The 18,817-nt window shown below is 66.6% G+C and carries 23 protein-coding genes, 2 pseudogenes and 1 riboswitch; of the genes and pseudogenes, 17 read left to right on the top strand and 8 right to left on the bottom strand.

The features are described from left to right. Positions 1-50: 50 nt before the first annotated feature. Positions 51-2,321, bottom strand: coding sequence for a 5-methyltetrahydropteroyltriglutamate--homocysteine S-methyltransferase (gene metE, locus BST15_RS09175; RefSeq protein ID WP_046190416.1), 2,271 nt, complete (start codon positions 2,319-2,321; stop codon positions 51-53). A 134-nt stretch (positions 2,322-2,455) separates the two neighbouring features. Continuing rightward, positions 2,456-2,660: riboswitch (cobalamin riboswitch) on the bottom strand. A gap of 46 nt (positions 2,661-2,706) precedes the next feature. Continuing rightward, positions 2,707-3,378: an SDR family oxidoreductase gene (locus BST15_RS09170; protein ID WP_046190417.1), complete on the bottom strand. Its 672-nt coding sequence runs from the start codon at positions 3,376-3,378 to the stop codon at positions 2,707-2,709. 103 nt (positions 3,379-3,481) lie between these two features. Here BST15_RS09170 and BST15_RS09165 point away from each other — a divergent pair, with 103 nt between their 5' ends. The 4 genes from BST15_RS09165 to BST15_RS09150 all read left to right on the top strand — a co-directional run bounded on the left by BST15_RS09165 (position 3,482) and on the right by BST15_RS09150 (position 6,734). Beyond that, entirely contained in the window at positions 3,482-4,627 is a 1,146-nt protein-coding gene (locus tag BST15_RS09165) for a thiolase family protein (RefSeq protein ID WP_046190418.1), read from the top strand. After that, positions 4,624-5,412 carry a crotonase/enoyl-CoA hydratase family protein gene (locus BST15_RS09160; protein ID WP_046190419.1) on the top strand — a complete coding sequence of 263 codons (789 nt, stop codon included), beginning with the start codon at positions 4,624-4,626 and terminating at the stop codon, positions 5,410-5,412. The genes BST15_RS09165 and BST15_RS09160 overlap by 4 nt, the downstream gene beginning before the upstream one ends. A 5-nt stretch (positions 5,413-5,417) precedes the next feature. Continuing rightward, positions 5,418-5,936, top strand: coding sequence for a gamma carbonic anhydrase family protein (locus BST15_RS09155; protein WP_046190432.1), 519 nt, complete (start codon positions 5,418-5,420; stop codon positions 5,934-5,936). Positions 5,937-6,014: 78 nt separating this feature from the next. Then, positions 6,015-6,734, top strand: a complete 720-nt coding sequence (locus tag BST15_RS09150; protein ID WP_046190420.1) for a CPBP family intramembrane glutamic endopeptidase — start codon at positions 6,015-6,017, stop codon at positions 6,732-6,734. 88 nt (positions 6,735-6,822) lie between these two features. Here the strand turns inward: BST15_RS09150 and BST15_RS09145 are convergent, their stop codons facing one another. After that, positions 6,823-7,620, bottom strand: a complete 798-nt coding sequence (locus BST15_RS09145; protein WP_046190421.1) for an enoyl-CoA hydratase — start codon at positions 7,618-7,620, stop codon at positions 6,823-6,825. Positions 7,621-7,671: 51 nt separating this feature from the next. Here BST15_RS09145 and BST15_RS09140 point away from each other — a divergent pair, with 51 nt between their 5' ends. The 3 genes from BST15_RS09140 to BST15_RS09130 are packed head-to-tail and all read left to right on the top strand — an operon-like array spanning position 7,672 to position 10,591. Next, on the top strand, positions 7,672-8,757 hold the full coding sequence (locus tag BST15_RS09140) for a CaiB/BaiF CoA transferase family protein (protein ID WP_046190433.1): 1,086 nt from the start codon (positions 7,672-7,674) through the stop codon (positions 8,755-8,757). A gap of 42 nt (positions 8,758-8,799) precedes the next feature. Further along, a complete protein-coding gene (locus tag BST15_RS09135) occupies positions 8,800-9,552 on the top strand; it encodes a 3-hydroxyacyl-CoA dehydrogenase (protein WP_046190422.1) in 753 nt (250 codons plus the stop codon). Between the two features lie 40 nt (positions 9,553-9,592). Further along, a complete protein-coding gene (locus BST15_RS09130; RefSeq protein ID WP_046190423.1) occupies positions 9,593-10,591 on the top strand; it encodes an NAD(P)H-dependent flavin oxidoreductase in 999 nt (332 codons plus the stop codon). A gap of 232 nt (positions 10,592-10,823) precedes the next feature. On the opposite strand, the gene BST15_RS23040 is transcribed toward BST15_RS09130, so the two are convergent. After that, positions 10,824-10,949 (bottom strand): hypothetical protein, encoded by a 126-nt coding sequence (locus BST15_RS23040; protein WP_109370879.1) that lies wholly within the window; start codon positions 10,947-10,949, stop codon positions 10,824-10,826. Between the two features lie 143 nt (positions 10,950-11,092). On the opposite strand from BST15_RS23040, the gene BST15_RS09125 reads away from it, so the two are divergent. Continuing rightward, the gene (locus tag BST15_RS09125) at positions 11,093-11,731 is read left to right on the top strand and encodes a class I SAM-dependent methyltransferase (RefSeq protein ID WP_046190424.1); all 639 of its coding nucleotides are present in this window, start codon (positions 11,093-11,095) and stop codon (positions 11,729-11,731) included. A gap of 4 nt (positions 11,732-11,735) precedes the next feature. Here the strand turns inward: BST15_RS09125 and BST15_RS09120 are convergent, their stop codons facing one another. Then, positions 11,736-12,452 carry an SIR2 family NAD-dependent protein deacylase gene (locus BST15_RS09120; RefSeq protein WP_046190425.1) on the bottom strand — a complete coding sequence of 239 codons (717 nt, stop codon included), beginning with the start codon at positions 12,450-12,452 and terminating at the stop codon, positions 11,736-11,738. Positions 12,453-12,480: 28 nt separating this feature from the next. Between BST15_RS09120 and BST15_RS09115 the strand changes: the two genes are divergently transcribed. Continuing rightward, entirely contained in the window at positions 12,481-12,855 is a 375-nt protein-coding gene (locus BST15_RS09115; protein ID WP_046190426.1) for an Rv1152 family transcriptional regulator, read from the top strand. Here the strand turns inward: BST15_RS09115 and BST15_RS09110 are convergent. After that, a complete protein-coding gene (locus BST15_RS09110) occupies positions 12,852-13,673 on the bottom strand; it encodes a class I SAM-dependent methyltransferase (RefSeq protein ID WP_046190427.1) in 822 nt (273 codons plus the stop codon). The two genes, BST15_RS09115 and BST15_RS09110, sit on opposite strands and share 4 nt — an antisense overlap. Positions 13,674-13,683: 10 nt before the next feature. Then, entirely contained in the window at positions 13,684-14,214 is a 531-nt protein-coding gene (locus BST15_RS09105; protein ID WP_046190428.1) for a DUF1697 domain-containing protein, read from the bottom strand. Between the two features lie 63 nt (positions 14,215-14,277). On the opposite strand from BST15_RS09105, the gene BST15_RS09100 reads away from it, so the two are divergent. Together BST15_RS09100 and BST15_RS21270 are read left to right on the top strand one after the other, a co-directional pair. Continuing rightward, entirely contained in the window at positions 14,278-14,721 is a 444-nt protein-coding gene (locus tag BST15_RS09100; RefSeq protein WP_046190429.1) for a PPOX class F420-dependent oxidoreductase, read from the top strand. 44 nt (positions 14,722-14,765) lie between these two features. Beyond that, a complete protein-coding gene (locus tag BST15_RS21270; protein ID WP_109370878.1) occupies positions 14,766-14,939 on the top strand; it encodes a DUF5302 domain-containing protein in 174 nt (57 codons plus the stop codon). On the opposite strand, the gene BST15_RS09095 is transcribed toward BST15_RS21270, so the two are convergent. After that, the gene (locus tag BST15_RS09095) at positions 14,940-15,236 is read right to left on the bottom strand and encodes a hypothetical protein (RefSeq protein WP_046190430.1); all 297 of its coding nucleotides are present in this window, start codon (positions 15,234-15,236) and stop codon (positions 14,940-14,942) included. 299 nt (positions 15,237-15,535) lie between these two features. Between BST15_RS09095 and BST15_RS22625 the strand changes: the two are divergent. The 6 genes and pseudogenes from BST15_RS22625 to BST15_RS09075 all read left to right on the top strand — a co-directional run. Next, a pseudogene (locus tag BST15_RS22625) lies at positions 15,536-15,637 on the top strand (DUF2510 domain-containing protein); the annotation flags it as partial. Positions 15,638-15,886: 249 nt separating this feature from the next. Continuing rightward, complete coding sequence (locus BST15_RS22620) at positions 15,887-16,237, top strand: DUF4352 domain-containing protein (protein WP_234708341.1); 351 nt, start codon at positions 15,887-15,889, stop codon at positions 16,235-16,237. A gap of 310 nt (positions 16,238-16,547) precedes the next feature. Further along, positions 16,548-17,276, top strand: a complete 729-nt coding sequence (locus tag BST15_RS09085; RefSeq protein WP_052751512.1) for a hypothetical protein — start codon at positions 16,548-16,550, stop codon at positions 17,274-17,276. A gap of 56 nt (positions 17,277-17,332) precedes the next feature. Next, positions 17,333-17,453 (top strand): annotated as a pseudogene (locus tag BST15_RS23165) (HhH-GPD-type base excision DNA repair protein); the annotation flags it as partial. A 173-nt stretch (positions 17,454-17,626) separates the two neighbouring features. Next, complete coding sequence (locus BST15_RS23245) at positions 17,627-17,929, top strand: DUF732 domain-containing protein (RefSeq protein WP_052751513.1); 303 nt, start codon at positions 17,627-17,629, stop codon at positions 17,927-17,929. 62 nt (positions 17,930-17,991) lie between these two features. Next, positions 17,992-18,228 (top strand): DUF732 domain-containing protein, encoded by a 237-nt coding sequence (locus BST15_RS09075; RefSeq protein WP_046190431.1) that lies wholly within the window; start codon positions 17,992-17,994, stop codon positions 18,226-18,228. Positions 18,229-18,817 lie beyond the last annotated feature (589 nt).

The raw sequence follows: 18,817 nt of genomic DNA, 5'->3' as shown, positions 1-18,817 counted from the left end.
ACGGACATGTTGCGCCCCAGAAAAGCTCTGGGGCGCAACATGTCAGACGGTCACAGGCCGGCGCGGGCTTCCTTCGCGGCAGCGACCAGGTTGGCCAGGGATGCGGTGACCTCGTCGGTCTTGCGGGTCTTCAGGCCGCAATCCGGGTTGACCCAGAGGCGTTGCGCGGGAACGGCACTCAGTGCCTCGCGTAGCGACGACGCCATCTCGTCAGTGCTGGGAACACGCGGCGAGTGGATGTCGTAGACGCCCGGCCCGACACCGTTGGAGAACCCGATCGCGTTGAGGTCGTCGAGCACCTCCATGTGCGAGCGGGCCGCCTCGATCGAGGTGACGTCGGCGTCCAGGTCCGCGATCGCACCGATCACCTCACCGAACTCCGAGTAGCACAGGTGCGTGTGGATCTGCGTCGCGTTGGACACGCCCGAGGTGGACAGCCGGAACGAGCCGACCGCCCACTCCAGGTAGGCCGCCTTGTCGGCGTCGCGCACCGGCAACAGCTCACGCAGGGCCGGCTCGTCGACCTGGATCACCGCGATGCCGGCAGACTCCAGGTCCACCGTCTCCTCACGGATCGCCAGCGCCACCTGATAGGCGGTGTCGGCCAGCGGCTGGTCGTCACGGACGAACGACCAGGCCAAGATGGTGACCGGCCCGGTGAGCATGCCCTTGACCGGCTTGTCGGTCAGCGACTGGGCGTAGGTGGCCCACTCGACCGTCATCGGCGTGGGGCGTGTGACGTCACCGAACAGCACCGGCGGACGTACGCAGCGGCTGCCGTAGGACTGCACCCAACCGTTGCTGGTGGCAAAGAAGCCCTCCAGCTGCTCGGCGAAGTACTGCACCATGTCGTTGCGTTCGGGCTCGCCGTGCACCAGCACGTCCAGGCCGAGCTCCTCCTGCAGCTTGATGACGGCGGCCACTTCGGCCTTCATCCGGTTGGTGTACTCGGCGTCGTCGATCTCCCCGGCGACCAGGGCGGCGCGCGCCTTGCGGATCTCCACGGTCTGCGGGAACGAACCGATGGTGGTGGTCGGCAGCGGCGGCAGGTGCAGCCGCTCGTCCTGGGCGGCGCGACGCTCCTGAGCCGAGCCGCGCTGGACACCGGCCGAGGTGATCTCGGCGATCTGCGCGCGCAGTGCCGCGTTGTTCAGTCGCGGGTCGGTCGTGCGGGAGGCGACCGCGGCGTTGGATGCGGCGATCTGTTCGGCGACGGCTTCGCGGCCGTCGCGCAGGGCACGGGCCAGCGTGGCGACTTCGGTCACCTTCTCGGCGCCGAACGCCAGCCAGCTGCGCAGCGCGTCGTCCAGGCCGGTCTCGGGCTCCAGCGAGTAGGGCACGTGCAACGTCGAGCACGACGTCGAGACGGCAACGCTCTCCGCCGAGCCCAGCAGGCTCGCCAGCTTGGCCAGCGCGGCCTGCAAGTCGGTGCGCCAGATGTTGCGGCCGTCGACCACACCGGCGACCAGGGTCTTGGACGCCAACTGCGGAACGGCGGCGATCGCGGTGTCGGCGCCGTAGACCAGGTCGACACCGATCGCCTCGACCGGGGTACGGGCCAGCGCAGGCAAACCGGCGCCGGGGTCACCGAAGTAGGTGGCCACGAAGATCGACGGACGGTTGGTCAGTGCACCCAAGCGGTTGTAGACCCGCTCGGCCAGCGCCGGGGCGTCGGCGGAGATGTCGATCACCAGCACCGGCTCGTCGATCTGCACCCATTGGGCACCGGCCTGTGCCAACTGGCCCAGCAGATCGGCGTAGATCTCGGTTAGCTCATCCAGGCGCGAAATCGGCGCTGCCGCACCGTCAACCGCCTTGCTCAGCAACAGGAAGGTGACCGGTCCGATGATCACCGGCCGGGCATTGACGCCCTGCTCGGTGGCCTCGGCGAGCTCGGAAAGCACCTTGGCGGGGTTCAAGGCGAAGGTGGTGTCGGGACCGATCTCGGGAACGATGTAGTGGTAGTTCGTGTCGAACCACTTCGTCATCTCCAGCGGGGCGATGTCGGCATTGCCCCGCGCCGCGGCGAAGTAGCGGTCCAGCTCATCGGCGACGCCGGCCACCCGGGCCGGGAGCGCCCCCAGCAGTACCGCGGTGTCGAGCATCTGGTCGTAGTAAGAGAACGTGTTCACCGGTACCGAGTCCAGTCCGGCAGCAGCCAGTTGGGCCCAGGTGTCGCGGCGCAGGCCGGCGGCCACCTTCTTCAGTTCGTCTTGGCCGATCCGGCCGGCCCAGTAGCTCTCGGTGGCTCGCTTGAGTTCGCGGCGGGGTCCGATGCGCGGTGTGCCGAGAACGGTGGCGGTGAAAGGTTGAACGGTCACGATGTGGTCCTTCGATTGACGAGGGTGGGTCAACGCCAGCAGTCGCCCAGCTGATCCGGTCCCGTGCCTATATAAAGCACCACAACCCTCAAAACCAGACGCCTATTCCGCGAGGCGTTGATCCGCCGGGCGCGGCGCGCCCAGCACAACAGGCAGGTATTCGGACTCGCAGGCGCGCACCGAGGTGCTCCTAATGGCCGTCGCTTCCCAGTCGGTGGGCGAACCCTGTGACCAGTGCTTATGACGGCGGTCGTTCCTGCATACCGCTGCGGGACAGTCCCGGATTCTCACCGGGTTCCCTCTCGCGCTCCACAAAAACCGTGGTGCGCTCGATGCCGAGACCGCGACTACGTGCGGCAACGGCAGACCAGTTGCGTGATCGAGATTACTCGGCCGGACCCTCGGCAAGGGCCTCCGGGATCGGGTTGGGGCCGTCGTTGAAGTCGATGGTGCGGCCGATGGTCGCGTCGTCGGCCAGGCAGGCCGCGATCACCAACGCGACGTTGCCGCGGGAGACCTCGCCTTTGACGGTGCCTTTTCCGCTGCCCGGGCCGACGGCGATCCGGCCGGTCGCAGGCTCGAGGGTGAGCCGGCTCGGACCCAGCACCGTCCACTCCAGGTCGCTGGAGCGTAGATGGGCGTCGGCGGCGGCTTTGGCCTGCGCGTACGGATAGAAGGAATCACCCTCGGGAACGCCGTGATCAGGTCCGGCGCCGAAGTAGGAGACCATCACAAACCGCCGGACACCGGCCTGTGCCGCGGCGTCGATGGTGCGGATGGCGGCGTCGCGGTCCACGGCGTAGGTCCGGGCGGGGTCACCGCCGCCGGCACCGGCGGAGAACACCACCGCATCGTGGGCGGCCAGCAGGCGGCTCAGCCCGTCGGTGTCGAGCCGCTCGATGTCGGCCACCACCGGGACCGCACCGGTGGCCGCGACCTCCTGGGCGTGCTCGGGATTGCGGAACACCGAAGCGACCTGGTGATGGGCTTGAGTCAGGAGCGGGGCGAGCAGCAGGGCGACCTTGCCGTGGCCGCCGATGATCACGATGCGTGCCATGGATCCGACGGTACGCGAGCCCCGGAGTGACCCCCGCTGACGAGCGTCGAGCGGCCCGGTTGACAATCGAGGCAACAAACCGCGAACAAACTAAGGAGCACCCATGGCTGAAGCCGTCATCGTCGAAGCGGTGCGCGCGCCTGTCGGCAAGCGCAACGGCGGACTGTCCGGGGTGCACCCGGCCGAGCTGTCCGCCCAGGTGCTCAACGGCCTGGTAACCCGGGCCGGCGTGGACCCGGCGCTGGTCGACGACGTGATCTGGGGCTGTGTGATGCAGGCCGGTGAGCAGGCCCTCGACATCGGCCGCACCGCCGTGCTGAGCGCCGGCTGGCCGGAGACGGTGCCCGCGGTGACGGTGGACCGCCAGTGTGGTTCCAGCCAGCAGTCGGTGCACTTTGCCGCCGCCGGCGTGATCGCCGGACACTACGACGTCGTGGTCGCCGGTGGGGTCGAGTCGATGTCGCGGACCCCGATGGGCTCCTCGCTGGCCAACGGTGGCCGGCCCTACGGTGACTCCTTCAAGGCGCGCTACACCCAGACCCCCAACCAGGGCATCGGTGCGGAGATGATGGCCACCAAGTGGGGCCTGACCCGCACCGCGCTGGACGAGTTCGCGCTGGCGTCCCACGACAAGGCCGGCGCGGCCCAGGACGCGGGTGCTTTCAAGGACGAGATCGTCTCGATCACCGACCCCGAGGGCAACGTCGTCAGCGAGGACGAGGGCATCCGCCGCGGCACCACGCTGGAGAAGATGGCCCAGCTCAAGCCCGCCTTCAAGGAGGACGGCGTGATCCACGCCGGTAACTCCAGCCAGATCTCGGACGGCTCGGCCGCGTTGCTGTTCATGTCGGCGGAGAAGGCCAAGGAACTGGGGCTGACCCCGCTGGCGCGGGTGCACACCGCGACCCTGGCTGGTGCCGACCCGGTGATGATGCTGTCCGCGCCGATCCCGGCCACCCAGAAGGCGCTGCAGCGCTCGGGGCTCAGTGTCGACGACATCGGGGTGTTCGAGGTCAACGAGGCGTTCGCCCCGGTGCCCATGGCCTGGCTCGCCGAGATCGGTGCCGACCCCAAGAAGCTCAACCCCAACGGTGGGGCCATCGCACTGGGCCACCCGCTCGGCGGCTCCGGCGCCCGGATCATGACCACCATGCTGTACCACATGCGCGCCAACGGGATTCGCTACGGCCTGCAGACCATGTGTGAGGGCGGCGGCCAGGCCAACGCCACCATTTTGGAGCTGCTGTGAGTGACGCCGCCGTTCTGGTAGAGCGGCGCGGCAATGTCCTGCTGATCACGATCAACCGGCCCGACGCCCGCAACGCCATCAACGGCGCTGTGAGCGCCGGGATCGGCGATGCCCTGGCACAGGCGCAAGCCGACGACGAGGTGCGCGCGGTGGTGCTCACCGGCGCCGGCGACAAGTCGTTCAGCGCCGGAGCCGACCTCAAGGCGATCGCCAACCGGGAGAACATCTTTCACCCCGAACACCCGGAGTGGGGCTTCGCCGGCTACGTGCAGCACTTCATCGACAAGCCCACCATCGCCGCGGTCAACGGCACCGCGCTCGGTGGCGGCACCGAACTGGCGCTGGCCAGCGACCTGGTGATCGCCGAGCAGCGGGCCCAGTTCGGGCTGCCCGAGGTCAAGCGGGGTCTGGTTGCCGGGGCGGGCGGCGTGTTCCGCATCGTCGACCAGCTGCCCCGCAAGGTCGCCCTCGAACTGCTCTACACCGGGGACCCGATCTCCGCGGCAGACGCGGCCCAGTGGGGATTGGTCAACCGGGTGGTCGAGGACGGCAAGGCCCTGGAAGCAGCGCTGGAGCTGGCCGAACGCATCACCGGCAACGCGCCGCTGTCGGTGCAGGCCAGCAAGCGGATCGCCTACGGGGTCGATGACGGCGTCATCACCGACGAGGTGTCGGGCTGGGCCAGGACCGGGCGCGAGTTCTCCACCCTGCTTCGGTCCGAGGACGCCAAGGAGGGCCCGCGGGCGTTCGCCGAGAAGCGCGCCCCGGTGTGGAAGGCCCGTTGACCGGCGTGCCGGAGCCGTTGATCATCCCGATTGGAGGCCACGCCCCGCAGCTGGACGCGGAGGCGTGGGTGGCACCCAACGCGACCCTGATCGGCCAGGTCAGCCTGGCCGCCGGGGCCAGCGTGTGGTACTCGGCGACGCTGCGCGCCGAGGTCGAACCGATCGAGATCGGTGCCGAGTCCAACATCCAAGACGGGGTCACCATCCACGTCGACAAGGACTTTCCCTGCCGAGTCGGGCAGCACGTCAGCGTCGGGCACAACGCGGTGCTGCATGGCTGCACCATCGGTGATGGCTGTCTGATCGGCATGGGGGCGATCGTGCTCAACGGTGCCGTGGTGGGCGAGGGGTCGCTCGTGGCCGCCGGCGCGGTGATCCCGCAGGGCATGGTGGTTCCGCCCCGATCCCTGGTGGCGGGGGTGCCGGGCAAGGTGCGCCGTGAACTCAGCGATGCCGAGGTCGACAACAATCGGTACAACGCGGTGGGCTACGGGCTCTTGAGGGAAGTCCATCGGGCGAACTAGCGCATTCGGGCCAACGGCCGCCGATTCGCCGCTACGTTAGGGACGTTGCTCAACCCGCCGCTGAGGGGACGCCGCCCGATGACCCAGATCAGTCCAACCCGCCCCGGCCTGCTGCGCGAGATCACCGACATCATCACCCGAGTCGCCCTGCCCTATCACGAGCCGCGGGCAGTGGTGCAGCGACGCCGCGTCGTGGTCGGGATCGTGGTGGTGATCGGTGCCGCCGTGCTCAGTCTGATGCACAGCAAGCTGCCCGGCGATCCGGCGTTCTACTGGTTGTCGCTGGTGTTGGCCGCGGTCTGGACGGTGGGGGCGGTCGCGGCCGGGCCGTTGCACCTGGGCGTGCTGCGGTTCCGGGGGCGTAACGAGCGGCCGGTGTTCACCGGAACCGGTGTGGGCCTGGTTCTCGGTTGCCTGTTCATACTGGGCGGGCTTGCGGTTCAGGACATTCCGCTGCTGGCCAATCAGGTGGTGGCGATCCTGGCCTACACCACCGAGGTGTCCTGGCGGCTGGTGGTGCTGATCGCCCTGCTCAACGCGATCGCCGAGGAGTTGTTCTTCCGCGGCGCCCTGTTCAGTGCCTTCGGCCGCCACTCACCGCTGGTGTTCTCCACTGTGCTCTATGTCGCGGCGATGATGACCGCCGGCAACATCATGGTGGGGCTGGCCGCGCTGGTGCTCGGCAGCGTCTGCGCCATGGAGCGCCGCGCCACCGGTGGCATCCTGGCGCCGGTGCTGACCCACCTGGTGTGGGGCCTGATGATGGTGCTGGCGTTGCCGCCCCTGTTCGGGCTGTAAGCCCGCGCCCCATTTCTTTGGGCGAGCGTGCGTGTCTGCGCAGCGACACACCGTCGAGCGTGGCATTCTGCGCACGCTCGGCACCGGGTTAGGAGTCGGTGAAGGTGGGGGAGCGTCGCTCCTGAAACGCCCGGGTGCCCTCGCGGAAGTCGTGGGAGTTCAACAGGATTGACTGCCCGACGTATTCGCGGTCCAGCGTCGCATCGAGCTCGGTCAGGGTCGCGGTGTTGATGGCGTGCTTGGTCTTGGCCAACGCTGCGGCGGGCCCAGCCAGCAGGCCGGCCAGCAGCTTGTCCACCTCGGCGTCGAACTCCTCGGCGGGGTGCACCGCGCTGATCAGACCCCACTCCAATGCGTCCGCGGCAGAGAGCCGTTCGGCCAGCAGGGCCAGCCGCATGGCGCGCGTCCGGCCGATCGCCGCGGCGACCAGTGCCGAAGCCCCGCCGTCGGGCATCAGCCCGATCTTGGTGAACGCCAACAGGAAAAACGCCTTGTCCGACGCGACGATCAGGTCGCAGGCCAACGCCAGCGACACCCCGATGCCGGCAGCGGGACCCTGCACCACGGCCACAATCGGCCGGGGCAACGTGACCATCGCCCGGATCGCCCGATTGGCGGCGACGATGATCTCGGTCGCCAGGTCATCGGTCGCATCCTCGGCACTGATCCCCGCGCCCGAGCAGAAGCCGCGCCCCGCACCGCCGAACCGCACCACCCGCACCCGCGGGTCGCGGGCGGCAGCCTCCATGGCGTCGGCGATACCGGCCAGCACCCCGGTGGTCACCGAGTTGAGGCTGTCGGGACGGTCGATGGTCACCGCGAGAACTCCGTCGGACAACGTGACGGTCAGTCCCGCGACCGGCGCAAGGGAGTCGATTGCAGTCATGGGTGTCACCTTAGGATGCAGAACACACAGGCATTCGACGAGGAGGCAGATATGGCGGGACCACTGGCGGGGCTGCGGGTCATCGAACTGGCCGGGATCGGACCGGGGCCGCACGCGGCGATGATCCTGGGCGACCTGGGCGCCGAGGTGGTCCGCGTGGATCGGCAGCCCAAGTTCGGTGGCGGGCCCAGCAAGGACGCCATGCTGCGCAACCGGCGCTCGGTGACCGCCGACCTGAAGTCGCCGGAAGGTCGCGACCTGGTGCTGCAGCTGGTGGCCAAGGCCGATGTGCTGATCGAGGGCTTCCGCCCGGGTGTCACCGAGCGCTTGGGCCTGGGCCCCGAGGACTGCGCCAAGGTCAACGAGCGGTTGATCTACGGCCGGATGACGGGCTGGGGCCAGTCCGGTCCCCGTGCGCAGCAGGCCGGCCATGACATCAACTACATCTCGATCACCGGCGTTCTGCACGCGATCGGGCGCAACGGCGAGAAGCCGGTCCCGCCGCTGAACCTGGCCGGCGACTTCGGCGGTGGCTCGATGTTCCTGCTGGTCGGCATCCTGGCCGCACTGTGGGAGCGGCAGCGGTCCGGCAAGGGCCAGGTGATCGACGCGGCCATGGTCGACGGGGCCAGCGTGCTCTCGGCGATGATGTGGAGCTTCCGTGCCCAGGGCATGTGGAGTGACGAGCGTGGTGTCAACATGCTCGACACCGGAGCGCCCTACTACGACACCTACGAATGTGCCGACGGCAAGTACGTGTCGGTCGGTGCTATCGAGCCGCAGTTCTACGCCGAACTGCTGGCCAAGCTGGAGCTGGATCCCGCGGCGTTGCCGGCGCAGAACGACGTCAGCGGCTGGCCGCAGCTTCGGGCCACCCTCACCGAGGCGTTCGCCGCTCACGATCGCGACCACTGGGCCACAGTCTTTGCCGGTTCGGACGCCTGCGTGGCACCGGTGCTGTCCTTCGCCGAGGTGCAGACCGACTCGCACATCGCCGAACGCGACACCTTCTACGACGTCAACGGTTATCTGCAGCCGATGCCCGCGCCGCGGTTCTCCCGCAGCGCCCCCGACGTCCCGACCCCGCCCGCGGTTCTGGGAGCCGACAACGACTCCATCCTGGGGGACTGGGTATAGTCCCGACCAACCAGACGGTTGGGACTGAGAGGGGCCACGAGAGTGCAGATCAAAGACGCGGTAGCCGTTGTCACCGGCGGTGCTTCCGGATTGGGCTTGGCGACCGCCAAGCGCCTGCTGGACGCCGGTGGACAGGTCGTGGTGATCGACCTCCGCGGTGAGGACACCGTCAAGGAGCTCGGCGACCGGGCCCGCTTCGTCGAGGCCAACGTGGCCGACCCCGAGGCCGTCACGGCGGCCCTGGATGTCGCGGAGTCCATGGGACCGGTGCGCATCAACGTCAACTGCGCCGGAATCGGCAACGCGATCAAGACGCTGAGCAAAGACGGTGCGTTCCCGCTGGACGCGTTCACCAAGATCATCCAGGTGAACCTGATCGGCACCTTCAACGTCCTGCGGCTCTCGGCCGAGCGGATCGCCAAGACCGAGCCCATCGACGGTGAGCGTGGCGTCATCATCAACACCGCCTCGGTGGCGGCGTTCGAGGGCCAGATCGGGCAGGCCGCCTACTCGGCGTCCAAGGGCGGCGTGGTCGGCATGACCCTGCCGATCGCGCGGGACCTGTCGCGTGACCTGATCCGGGTCTGCACCATCGCGCCGGGCCTGTTCAAGACGCCGCTGCTGGGCTCGCTGCCCGAGGAGGCGCAGAAGTCGCTGGGCGCGCAGGTGCCGCACCCGTCGCGTCTGGGTGACCCCGACGAGTACGGCGCACTGGCCGAGCACATCATCAACAACCCGATGCTCAACGGCGAGGTCATCCGCCTCGACGGTGCCATCCGCATGGCCCCGCGCTGAGCGCTTGCGCGAAGAAAACTAGGCAGACCAAGGAGTTCGTATGGCATTGAGGACGAAGTTCACCGAGGTATTCGGGGTCGAGCACCCCATCGCCCAGGGCGGCATGCAGTGGGTGGGTCGGGCGGAACTGGTGGCGGCAGTCGCCAACGCCGGGGGATTGGGTTTCCTGACCGCACTCACCCAGCCGACGCCGGCCGACCTGGCCAACGAGATCGCCAAGACCCGGGATCTGACCGACAAGCCGTTCGGGGTGAACCTGACCATCTTGCCGGCGATCAACCCGCCGCCCTATGACGAGTACCGCCAGGTGATCGTCGACGCCGGCATCAAGATCGTCGAGACCGCCGGATCCAACCCGGCGCCGCACCTGCCGATGTTCCACGACAACGGCATCAAGGTCCTGCACAAGTGCACCTCGGTGCGGCACGCCGTCAAGGCGCAGAGCCTGGGCGTGGACGGCATCAGCATCGACGGTTTCGAATGCGCCGGACACCCCGGTGAAGACGACGTTCCCGGCCTGGTGCTGATCCCGGCCGCGGCCGCGCAGATCGAGATCCCGATGATCGCCTCCGGCGGCTTCGCCGACTCCCGCGGACTGGTCGCGGCGCTGGCGCTGGGTGCCGACGGCATCAACATGGGTTCACGGTTCATGTGCACCGTGGAGTCCTGCATCCACCAGAACGTCAAGGAAGCGATCGTCGCCGGCGACGAGCGGGGCACCGAGCTGATCTTCCGCTCGCTGCACAACACCGCCCGGGTGGCCAGCAACGCCGTGTCGCGTGAAGTGGTGGAGATCCTCAACAAGGGCGGCCAGTTCCCCGACGTCCAAGAGCTGGTGGCCGGCGTGCGCGGCCGCCGCGTCTTCGACGAGGGTGACGTGGACGCCGGGATCTGGACCGTCGGTACCGCGATGGGCCTGATCAACGACATTCCCACCGTCGACGAGCTGGTTTCGCGGATCGTGTCCGAGGCCGAGGAGATCATTCTCGGACGCCTGGGCAACATGGTCGAGGTCGACGACGAGGAGAACGTCGCCTGACCAGGACGGCTTAGGCCGTACCTGCCCCGAACGTGCAATCAGGCCGGAGAATCTACGGATTCCCCGGCCTGATTGCACGTTCGGCGTTGTCGGTTTTGCGGCACGGCCGAACCGATTCTGAATGTCACAAGAAATGGGATGACTCAATGAAGGCGGGCCCGTGTCAGACGGGGCTGCCGTCGCCACGCAACAGCGTGACCGTGAACGGCGCCGCTTGCGCGGCACCGATCAATCAGCTTGCCAGCGAGTGCAGGCTTTCGAACTGCTCCGAGGTGTCGCCCTCGACGAGAAAATCGCCGTGGTAGAGGGCCTCGAAATCAACTTTGATTACGTCGGCACTGGAGTCGTCGATCCACATGAGACTGAGCTTATGGGTCACTATTAAGGAATCTTTGAGTCACGGTTGGGGAAATGGTGGCAATGCTACTGGCGGGTAGCGTTTGCCGTCGCCCCCGTGAACGGCTCGCGCACGGGCCGCCGGCCGGGGCTAGGGTGGCACCCATGACTGCACCGGAGACCCTGGACAACCCGCTGTTCGCCCGGATCTGGACCTTCATGTCGAGTCACGAGACCGACTGGCTGCGCGATCGGCGCCGCGAGAACCTCGCGGGATTGAGCGGGCGGGTCCTGGAGGTGGGCGCGGGCACCGGCAGCAACTTCGCCTTCTACCCCGAGACTGTGACCGAGGTGGTGGCAGCCGAACCTGAATCTCAGCTCCGCGATGCCGCACTGACCGCCGCGGCAGCGGCGCCGGTACCGGTCACCGTGGTGGCCAGCACGGTCGAGGCCCTCGACGCCGGCGAGCCCTTCGACGCGATCGTGTGCTCCTTGGTGCTGTGCTCGGTCGACCATCCCGAGGCCGTGCTGCGCCAGCTCTACACGCTGCTCAAGCCCGGGGGAGAACTGCGTTACTTCGAACATGTCGCCAGCCCCGGCATGCGCGGCGGGTTGCAGCGGCTGGCCGACGCCACGTTCTGGCCCAGACTGTTCGGTAACTGCCACACCCACCGCGACACCGAGCAGGCGATCACCGCCGCCGGATTCTCCGTCACCACGTCCCGGCGCGGGCATCAGTTCCCGGCGTGGGCCCCGCTGCCGGTGTCGGAATTCGCGTTGGGCTCGGCGAGCCGCCCGGCCTGACCGGTCAGGGCAGCAGGAAACGCAACCGCTGGGCCATGCCCGGCAGTGCCGCCGATGCGGTGGTCTGCAGGAATACCGTGGCCCGCTCGGACAACGGCGTCGGCTCCGGATTGACCTGGATGACGGTCTTACCCAGCTCCAGCGCGCGTTCGGGCAGGCTGGCCGCCGGATAGACCACCCCCGAGGTGCCCACCACGACCAGGGCGTCCGCGGCGTCGATGGCCTCGACCGCGGCATTCCACGGCTCGTCGGGAAGCTGCTCGCCGAACCACACCACATCCGGGCGGATCAGGCCGCCGCAGTCGCACGACGGCGGCATGATCTCCAAGACGGGCTCGGGCAGTTCCGGCAGTTGGGTGTCGTGGGGCTGTTCGCAGTCCGAGCACCGGAAGCTGAACATTCGGCCGTGCAGATGGTGCACCGTGGAACTGCCGCCGCGCTCATGCAGATTGTCGACGTTCTGGGTGATGACCGTGACGTCGTCGACGTGCTGTTCCCAGTCCGCGATCGCACGATGACCCAGGTTCGGCTCGTAGCGGCGGGCCAGCTGACAGCGCCAGGTGTACCAGCCCCAGACCAGCTCCGGCTGCCGGTTCCAGCCGTCGATGCTGGACACCTCATAGGGGTCGTACTGAGACCACAGCCCCTTCTCGTCGTCGCGGAAGGTCGGTATCCCGCTCTCTGCTGAGATCCCTGCACCACTGAACACCGCCACCCGCACGCCACCAACATAGCGGGATACTGGCCGGATGGACTTCGCGCACCTGCTGAAACCCGACGCGCCGTCAGATGCGCCGCTGTTCGAGCAGATCCGGTCTGCGCTGATCGAGGCGGTCCGCACCGGATCGCTGCCGGCAGGGACCCGCCTGCCCACCGTCCGCGACTTGGCCGGCCAGCTTGGCCTGGCGGTCAACACCGTCGCGCGCGCCTATCGGGAACTGGAGGCCGGCGGTGTGGTCGAAACACGGGGCCGATTCGGCACTTTCGTGGCCAGCGCTGATCCGGCCGAGGCCACCATGACCCAGGCCGCAAGCGCCTTCGTCGCGGCCGCACGCAGCGTCGGACTGAGCAAGCCCGAAGCGCTGCGCTATCTCGACGCCGCCTTCGACAGCCCCGGCGCCTAGCCGAATTCGAGCAGCGTCAGTGACGGGCGCACGGGATTGAGGAAACTCAGCCGATAGCTGCCGGAGAGCAGGGTGTTGAACAGCCACCCCCGCCCGGCCGGCAAGCGCAGATCATGAACGGCCCGGACGCCGGGCATGGTGTTCACCAGATCGGCGGCCTGGCTCACCGACAGGCTGAACGGCATGGGCGGAACCTTGTAGCGCAGCGAGGTCCGAATACCGCGGCGCATCAGCATCGCCAGCAGGGGAGGCGGTACGTCGAAGAGCATCCGGCCGCCCGGGAAGCGGCGCGCGCACTCGGCGATCAGTCCGAGCGACTGCTCGGGTTGCAGGTACATCAGCAGGCCCTCGGCGCTGATGAACACACCTTTGTCCGGATCGACCTGGTCCATCCAGCTGTAGTCCAAGGCCGACTGGGCGCAGACCGCGATCTGCGGTGAGGCCGGCAGTAGGCGGGTTCGGATGTCGACGATCGGGGGGAGATCGACGGTGAGCCAACCGAATCCGGCGTCGGCGACGCTCGCGCTCACTCGCCAGAAACTGGTCTGCAGGCCCTCGGCCAAAGCGACCACGGTGCCCGACGGATGCTCGTGCAGAAACTGCCGGGTCTGCTCGTCGAAGGCCAGCGCGCGCAGCGCGATGTCCTGGCGGGTCGGCCCGAACTTCGCGAAGTCGAAGGCAATCGAATCGACCAGGCTGATCGCCATCGGGTCATCGATGATCCGGTCGGGTCGGCGGGCTTCGGTGGCCCGCGCGTTCAACGTCAGCAACGCGGTCTCGGAGACACCGGTCAGGGTGACTTTCTGTGCCTGGCTCACCCGCGCGACTTTACCGGGGCGCGGCGGCGTGCAGCACTTTGCTCAGCGTGCGCAGGTTACGGGTGGTGGTGCTCGATTTGTACCGCTGCTTGCCCATCGTCTTGCCGACGACGCTGGTCAGCGTGTCGCCTTTGGGGATCTGCCAATAGATCACGCCGTTGCCCGCGGTGATCTTCTCGTCGGTATCGGCGGCCAGGGCGGACAGTTCGCCCAACGCCGCGTCGTCGGCGACGAAGGTGACATAGGAGTGCAGTCCCGGGGCCTCAGCCTCATAGGGATAGGCGGCGACGATCTCGCCGACCGTCTCGACGTCATAGACCAGTACCCAGGCCTGGTAACCGAAGCGTTCCCGCAGTGCCGCCTCGGCGGTGGAGCGCACTGCGGCGGCCGTGGCGGGCGAGTCCACCAGCACGTTGCCACTGGCCAGCAGGGTGCGCACCGCGCCGAAGCCGGCCTCGGTCAGCGCGGCGGCCACCTCGGCCATCTTGAGATTGACCCCGCCGACGTTCACGCCGCGCAGAAACAGCGCATACCGGGTCATGAGGTGGGCTCCAATCGGTGAAACACCGATGGTAATGACCGGATGCGTCGGTAGGCTTCGATCATGGGACGCCAGGTATTCGACGACAAGTTGCTGGCCGTGATCAGCGGGAACTCACTCGGGGTGCTCGCCACCATCAAACGTGACGGACGCCCCCAGCTGTCCAACGTCTCCTACCACTTCGATCCGCGATCACTCCAGGTGCAGATCTCGGTCACCGAGCCGCGGGCCAAGACCCGCAATCTGCGCCGTGACCCCAGGGCCTCCCTCCTGGTCAGTGCGGATGATGGCTGGTCCTATGCCGTGGCCGAGGGCGACGCCCAGCTGACGCCGCCGGCCGCCGCGCCCGACGATGCCACCGTCGAGGCGCTGATTGCCTTGTACCGCAATATCGCCGGCGAACACCCGGACTGGGATGAGTACCGCGAGGCGATGGTGACCGACCGTCGGGTGCTGTTGACGTTGCCGATCCATCACCTCTACGGCATGCCGCCGGGTGTGCGCTGACGCATCTCCCGTCGGTACGCGACGCGCTGAGCTAGGCTTCCGGCATGCCCGAATCAGATTCCGCCGCAGACGAGAACAAGCGCAAGTTCCGGGAGGCGCTGGAACGTAAGAAGGCGCAGTCGGCGGGTGGCTCCGACCACAAGGATGGCGGCGCCAAGCAGTCCCGCTCGCACGGTCCGGTGGAAAACCGCCGGGAGTTCCGCCGCAAGAGCGGCTAGTTACTGCACCGGGCAGGCGTACTTGCGGGCCACATCCATCGCCCGTTGGTTCGCGCCCGGGCCGACGACACCCTGGGCGGCGAGTTCCAGCCCGATGTAACCCGGCAGGCCACCCTCGCATGACTGGTGGGCCAGGCGCCATGCGGTGTCGGGGTTCAGGTGGAACCCGTTGCGCTCCAAGCCTTCCATGTAGGTGTCGAACTCCGGAGTGCCCTGCTCCGGTATGGCGCCGGCGGTGGTGGCCAGGCATACGGCCGTAGCCATCGCTGCGAACAGCGCTGCCACTACACGTCTCATGGTTCATCTCCTGGAAGTGCGCTCACTGGGTCGGCCTCTACCGTCGCACACTCCACCGACACAGACCACCGGAACGTTTTGGTCGGCTGGGGTTGACCGAAATTCAAGCGGCCATCGGTGCTGGAATCAGTGGAGTGTGTCCGGGCAGGGCGGAGATGGGACTGCCCCCAACGCCCTGCCCGCGTGCACATCCCCGCCGCCCTCGACGGGCGCGGCAATTAGGCGCGTTCTAGTGGAAAGTTGTAGATAGGCTGTCGCCTGTCGCAAAGGTGTGCCGGCAAGGTAAACGAGGGAGATGCATGACGCAGCCGCCAGCGGGTTGGTTCCCAGACCCATCTGACCCGAGTCGCCAGCGTTACTTCGACGGCAGGCAATGGACGGACAACTTCGCCCCCTCGGCAGTCCCGCCCCCGCCAAGGTCGGCACAACCTGCGACGCGGGGCCTGTCTAAAGGCGCGAAGATTGTCCTGGGTATCGGGGCGACTATCGCGGCCTTCGCCGTCCTCGGGTCTATCGGCGACAGCGGTAAGAAGAGCGAGAACGCCACGACGACCGCAGTGACGCAGTCGAACTCGTTGTATGAGACGACCGCCCCGAGCTCCACGCCACCTAGGCCGTCTGGCCCTGTAGTAGCCCCTGCTGGCAGTGCAGTGAGAGATGGCAAGTTTGAATTCCAGGTGCTCGGCGTCGAACGGTCGGCTACGAAGCCGGGCATCTTCAGCCCGGATCAGGCCAAGGGGGAGTTCTTCATCGTCAAGCTCAGGGTTACGAACATCGGTGACGAAGCGCGGACATTTTTTGCCAGCAACCAGAAGTTGATGATCGACGGCAACAAGTACGAGGCTTCCAACTCGCTCGGCGACGATAGCTTTATGGAGGAAATCAACCCTGGCCTAGGCATCGAAGCGGAAGCGGTGTTTGACATCCCGCCGGGTGCGGTGCCCGACGAACTCGTGTGCCATGATTCGGCGTTCTCCGGTGGTGCTCATCTAGCCCTCTGAGGGCAGCGCTTTAACCGAGGTTTTCGCATTACAGCTGTGGACTGGCGCATGGTGCTGTGGAGAGCCCCAACTGAGTTGCTGGGGGCGCTTTCGTTAGCCGATTTATCGGCAGTTGATGGTTCCGGCGTTGCCGAGTCCATTCAGGGCCGCGCGTAGAACGCCAGCGCCGTTAGGGGCCAACGGTGTCCCGTGCTCTGGCGACTTGATGGCGCAGTAGGCTACCGCCGCAGCGGGCTGCGGGGCGCTTTACACCCAACAGCTCGCCTGGCGTTGCCACGTGTTTGTCGGCTGTCGTGGTTATCGTGTCCGAGTGGCGATTAAGGCTTGGCTGATAGGGGATGCCGTCAACTTGGAGACCCTGGCGCATCTATTGCCAGAGGGTGATACGCGCGTGGTTCATGACGCCGAGCGGGACGCCTACTACTTGACCTCGCCGGAGATTGACAACCCGCCCGAGGGGCAGGCCTACTACCACGTTGCAAAAGAACTCCTAGTCCGCTTAAACGGTTTCGCTCGGGTGGCGGACTCGGGATATACTCCAGTGAATCTGAAAGGTGCTTTCTCCGAAGGTAATTCGGAGCATCAAGTTATCTTTGCCGAGTCCGCTAGAGTGATTTCTCCGCGGGTTGGCATGGTAGCCGTTAATGTCAGGCAAGCGGACGGCATGATCATTCCTGGTTCGCCATCGCCTTGGCCGGTCAGATTCGCTGCAGTAGGCGATCATCCCGACGCGATTGAAGCCCTACAAATCATGAGCCAACCTGATCAGCTTGGCTGGCCTGAGCTCTACAAGATCCATGAGATCATCCGCGACTCGATCAAGCCCGGCAAAATCTACGATCTCGGTTGGGCGGACAAGGTCACCGACTCGGCTTTTACTGGATCGGCGAACCTTCCTAGCGTCAGCGGGTCAGGCGCGCGACACGCTCGGATGTCGGGCAATCCAAAGAACACGATGTCCATCGTGGAGGGGCGCGACTACATCAGCGCGCTTGTTGCGAAGTGGCTGGACTGGCTGCGGCAGATTTCTTCGCGATAATGGACTAGGCGCCGGCTAGCTTCGTCGGGCCTAGGTTGTTGGGGAGAGGTGGCTCGATGACTCTGAAGCTTTGCCTCGTTCAAGACCCCGAGGCCGACGAACTGCTCTCGACGGACCCGTTTGCTCTGCTCACGGGCATTGCTTGATCAAGACATGACCATGGAGGGCGGAATCGCGTGGGTAGGTCGATACCTACCCGCAGCGGTCCGCCGTGACGAAGGCCTATAGCCGGGTTTGCAGGCGTCGATGACCGCGTCAGTAGAGAAGCGGTGACCGGGATGTCGGTAAACCACGGGGCGTGAATCGCTCCGGCGGGCGATACTGGTCAGTCGAATGGCGGAAGGGACGCAATGACGCGTACGGCACATACTGTCGGTATTGGTATCGCGGCGCTGGGACTGCTGCTCGGATCAGCGGGGACGGCGCACGCTGACGACGCATCGTTCGTTGCCACCGTTCGCAGTAACGGAATCTGGACCGACATCATGAGCGAATCCACCCTTATCGGGCTCGGGCACATCATGTGCTCATCCCTACGAGATGGGTCCAGCCTCGAAACCGTCGCCGGGTACCCACGTGGCGCTGACGGTTACGGAATCGCCGTTACAGCCCAACACGAACTGTGCCCCGACACCCTCGGCGGCCCGAAGTGAAGATCACGCATATAGCAGGAATCGTTGCTGCGGCGGTGGGACTACTACTCGGATCAACAGGGGTGGCGACGGCGGATGAATCTAGTTATCTGCGCTATCTCGACGAGAACGGGATCACCTACTACGACAACGCGCCGTCGTCTCGACTCGCCGTCGGTCGTGTCATCTGCGACAACTTGAGGTTCAGCGGAAACCCTCGTGCTGGATTCAACTTCGTCTCCGACGCGATGGTCTCTCAAGCTCTGATCGACGCTGCTCAACACGAGCTGTGCCCCGACACCCTCGGCGGGACGCAGTGAGGATCTCGATGTGGCTCAAAGCCCTACTTGCGGTAGCGCCCGCTGCACTGTTCGTCGCAGCGCCTGCGCCTGTCGTGCACGCGGACGGTGCGTGCACTTCGTTGGGGTCGGACTACGAGGCGTATAACGCGTGCATCCAGAAGATGAATGTGCAATGCGTGGGTGCTCCCAGAGGATTCATTCCGGGAGTCAACTTGACTTGCACCTACTCCGACGGCGGTAGGGATGAATGCGTCGTGCACTTCGCATTTTTGGGCGGCGGACGGGCTGCCGACTCCTCTTGCACGTACACCCCGCCTGGCTCCGAGCCGACTCCAGCACCGTCGGCCAGCGCGGAACCGAGCTAACGACGAGCCGCCTACGGTTTGTCAGCTTGCGGGCGGCGTGCCGAACTCGGCCAGGACTACGCTCTCCCATGGCGGTATACGGCGGACGGTGAACGGTCTGCTCTCCAGTTGAGAGGCGGTGGCGCAGTGACTCGAAAACTTTGCCTCGTTCAAGACCCCGAGGCTGACGAACTGCTCAGTGAGGACCTGGCAGGTCCCCGATAGTCGGACCACTTTGTTCTAGAGCCGTATGTGATTGATTG

The sequence above is a fragment of the Mycolicibacter arupensis genome (assembly GCF_002086515.1).
Taxonomy (GTDB): Bacteria; Actinomycetota; Actinomycetes; order Mycobacteriales; family Mycobacteriaceae; genus Mycobacterium; species Mycobacterium arupense.
This window is presented reverse-complemented; position numbering and strand designations above follow the sequence as displayed.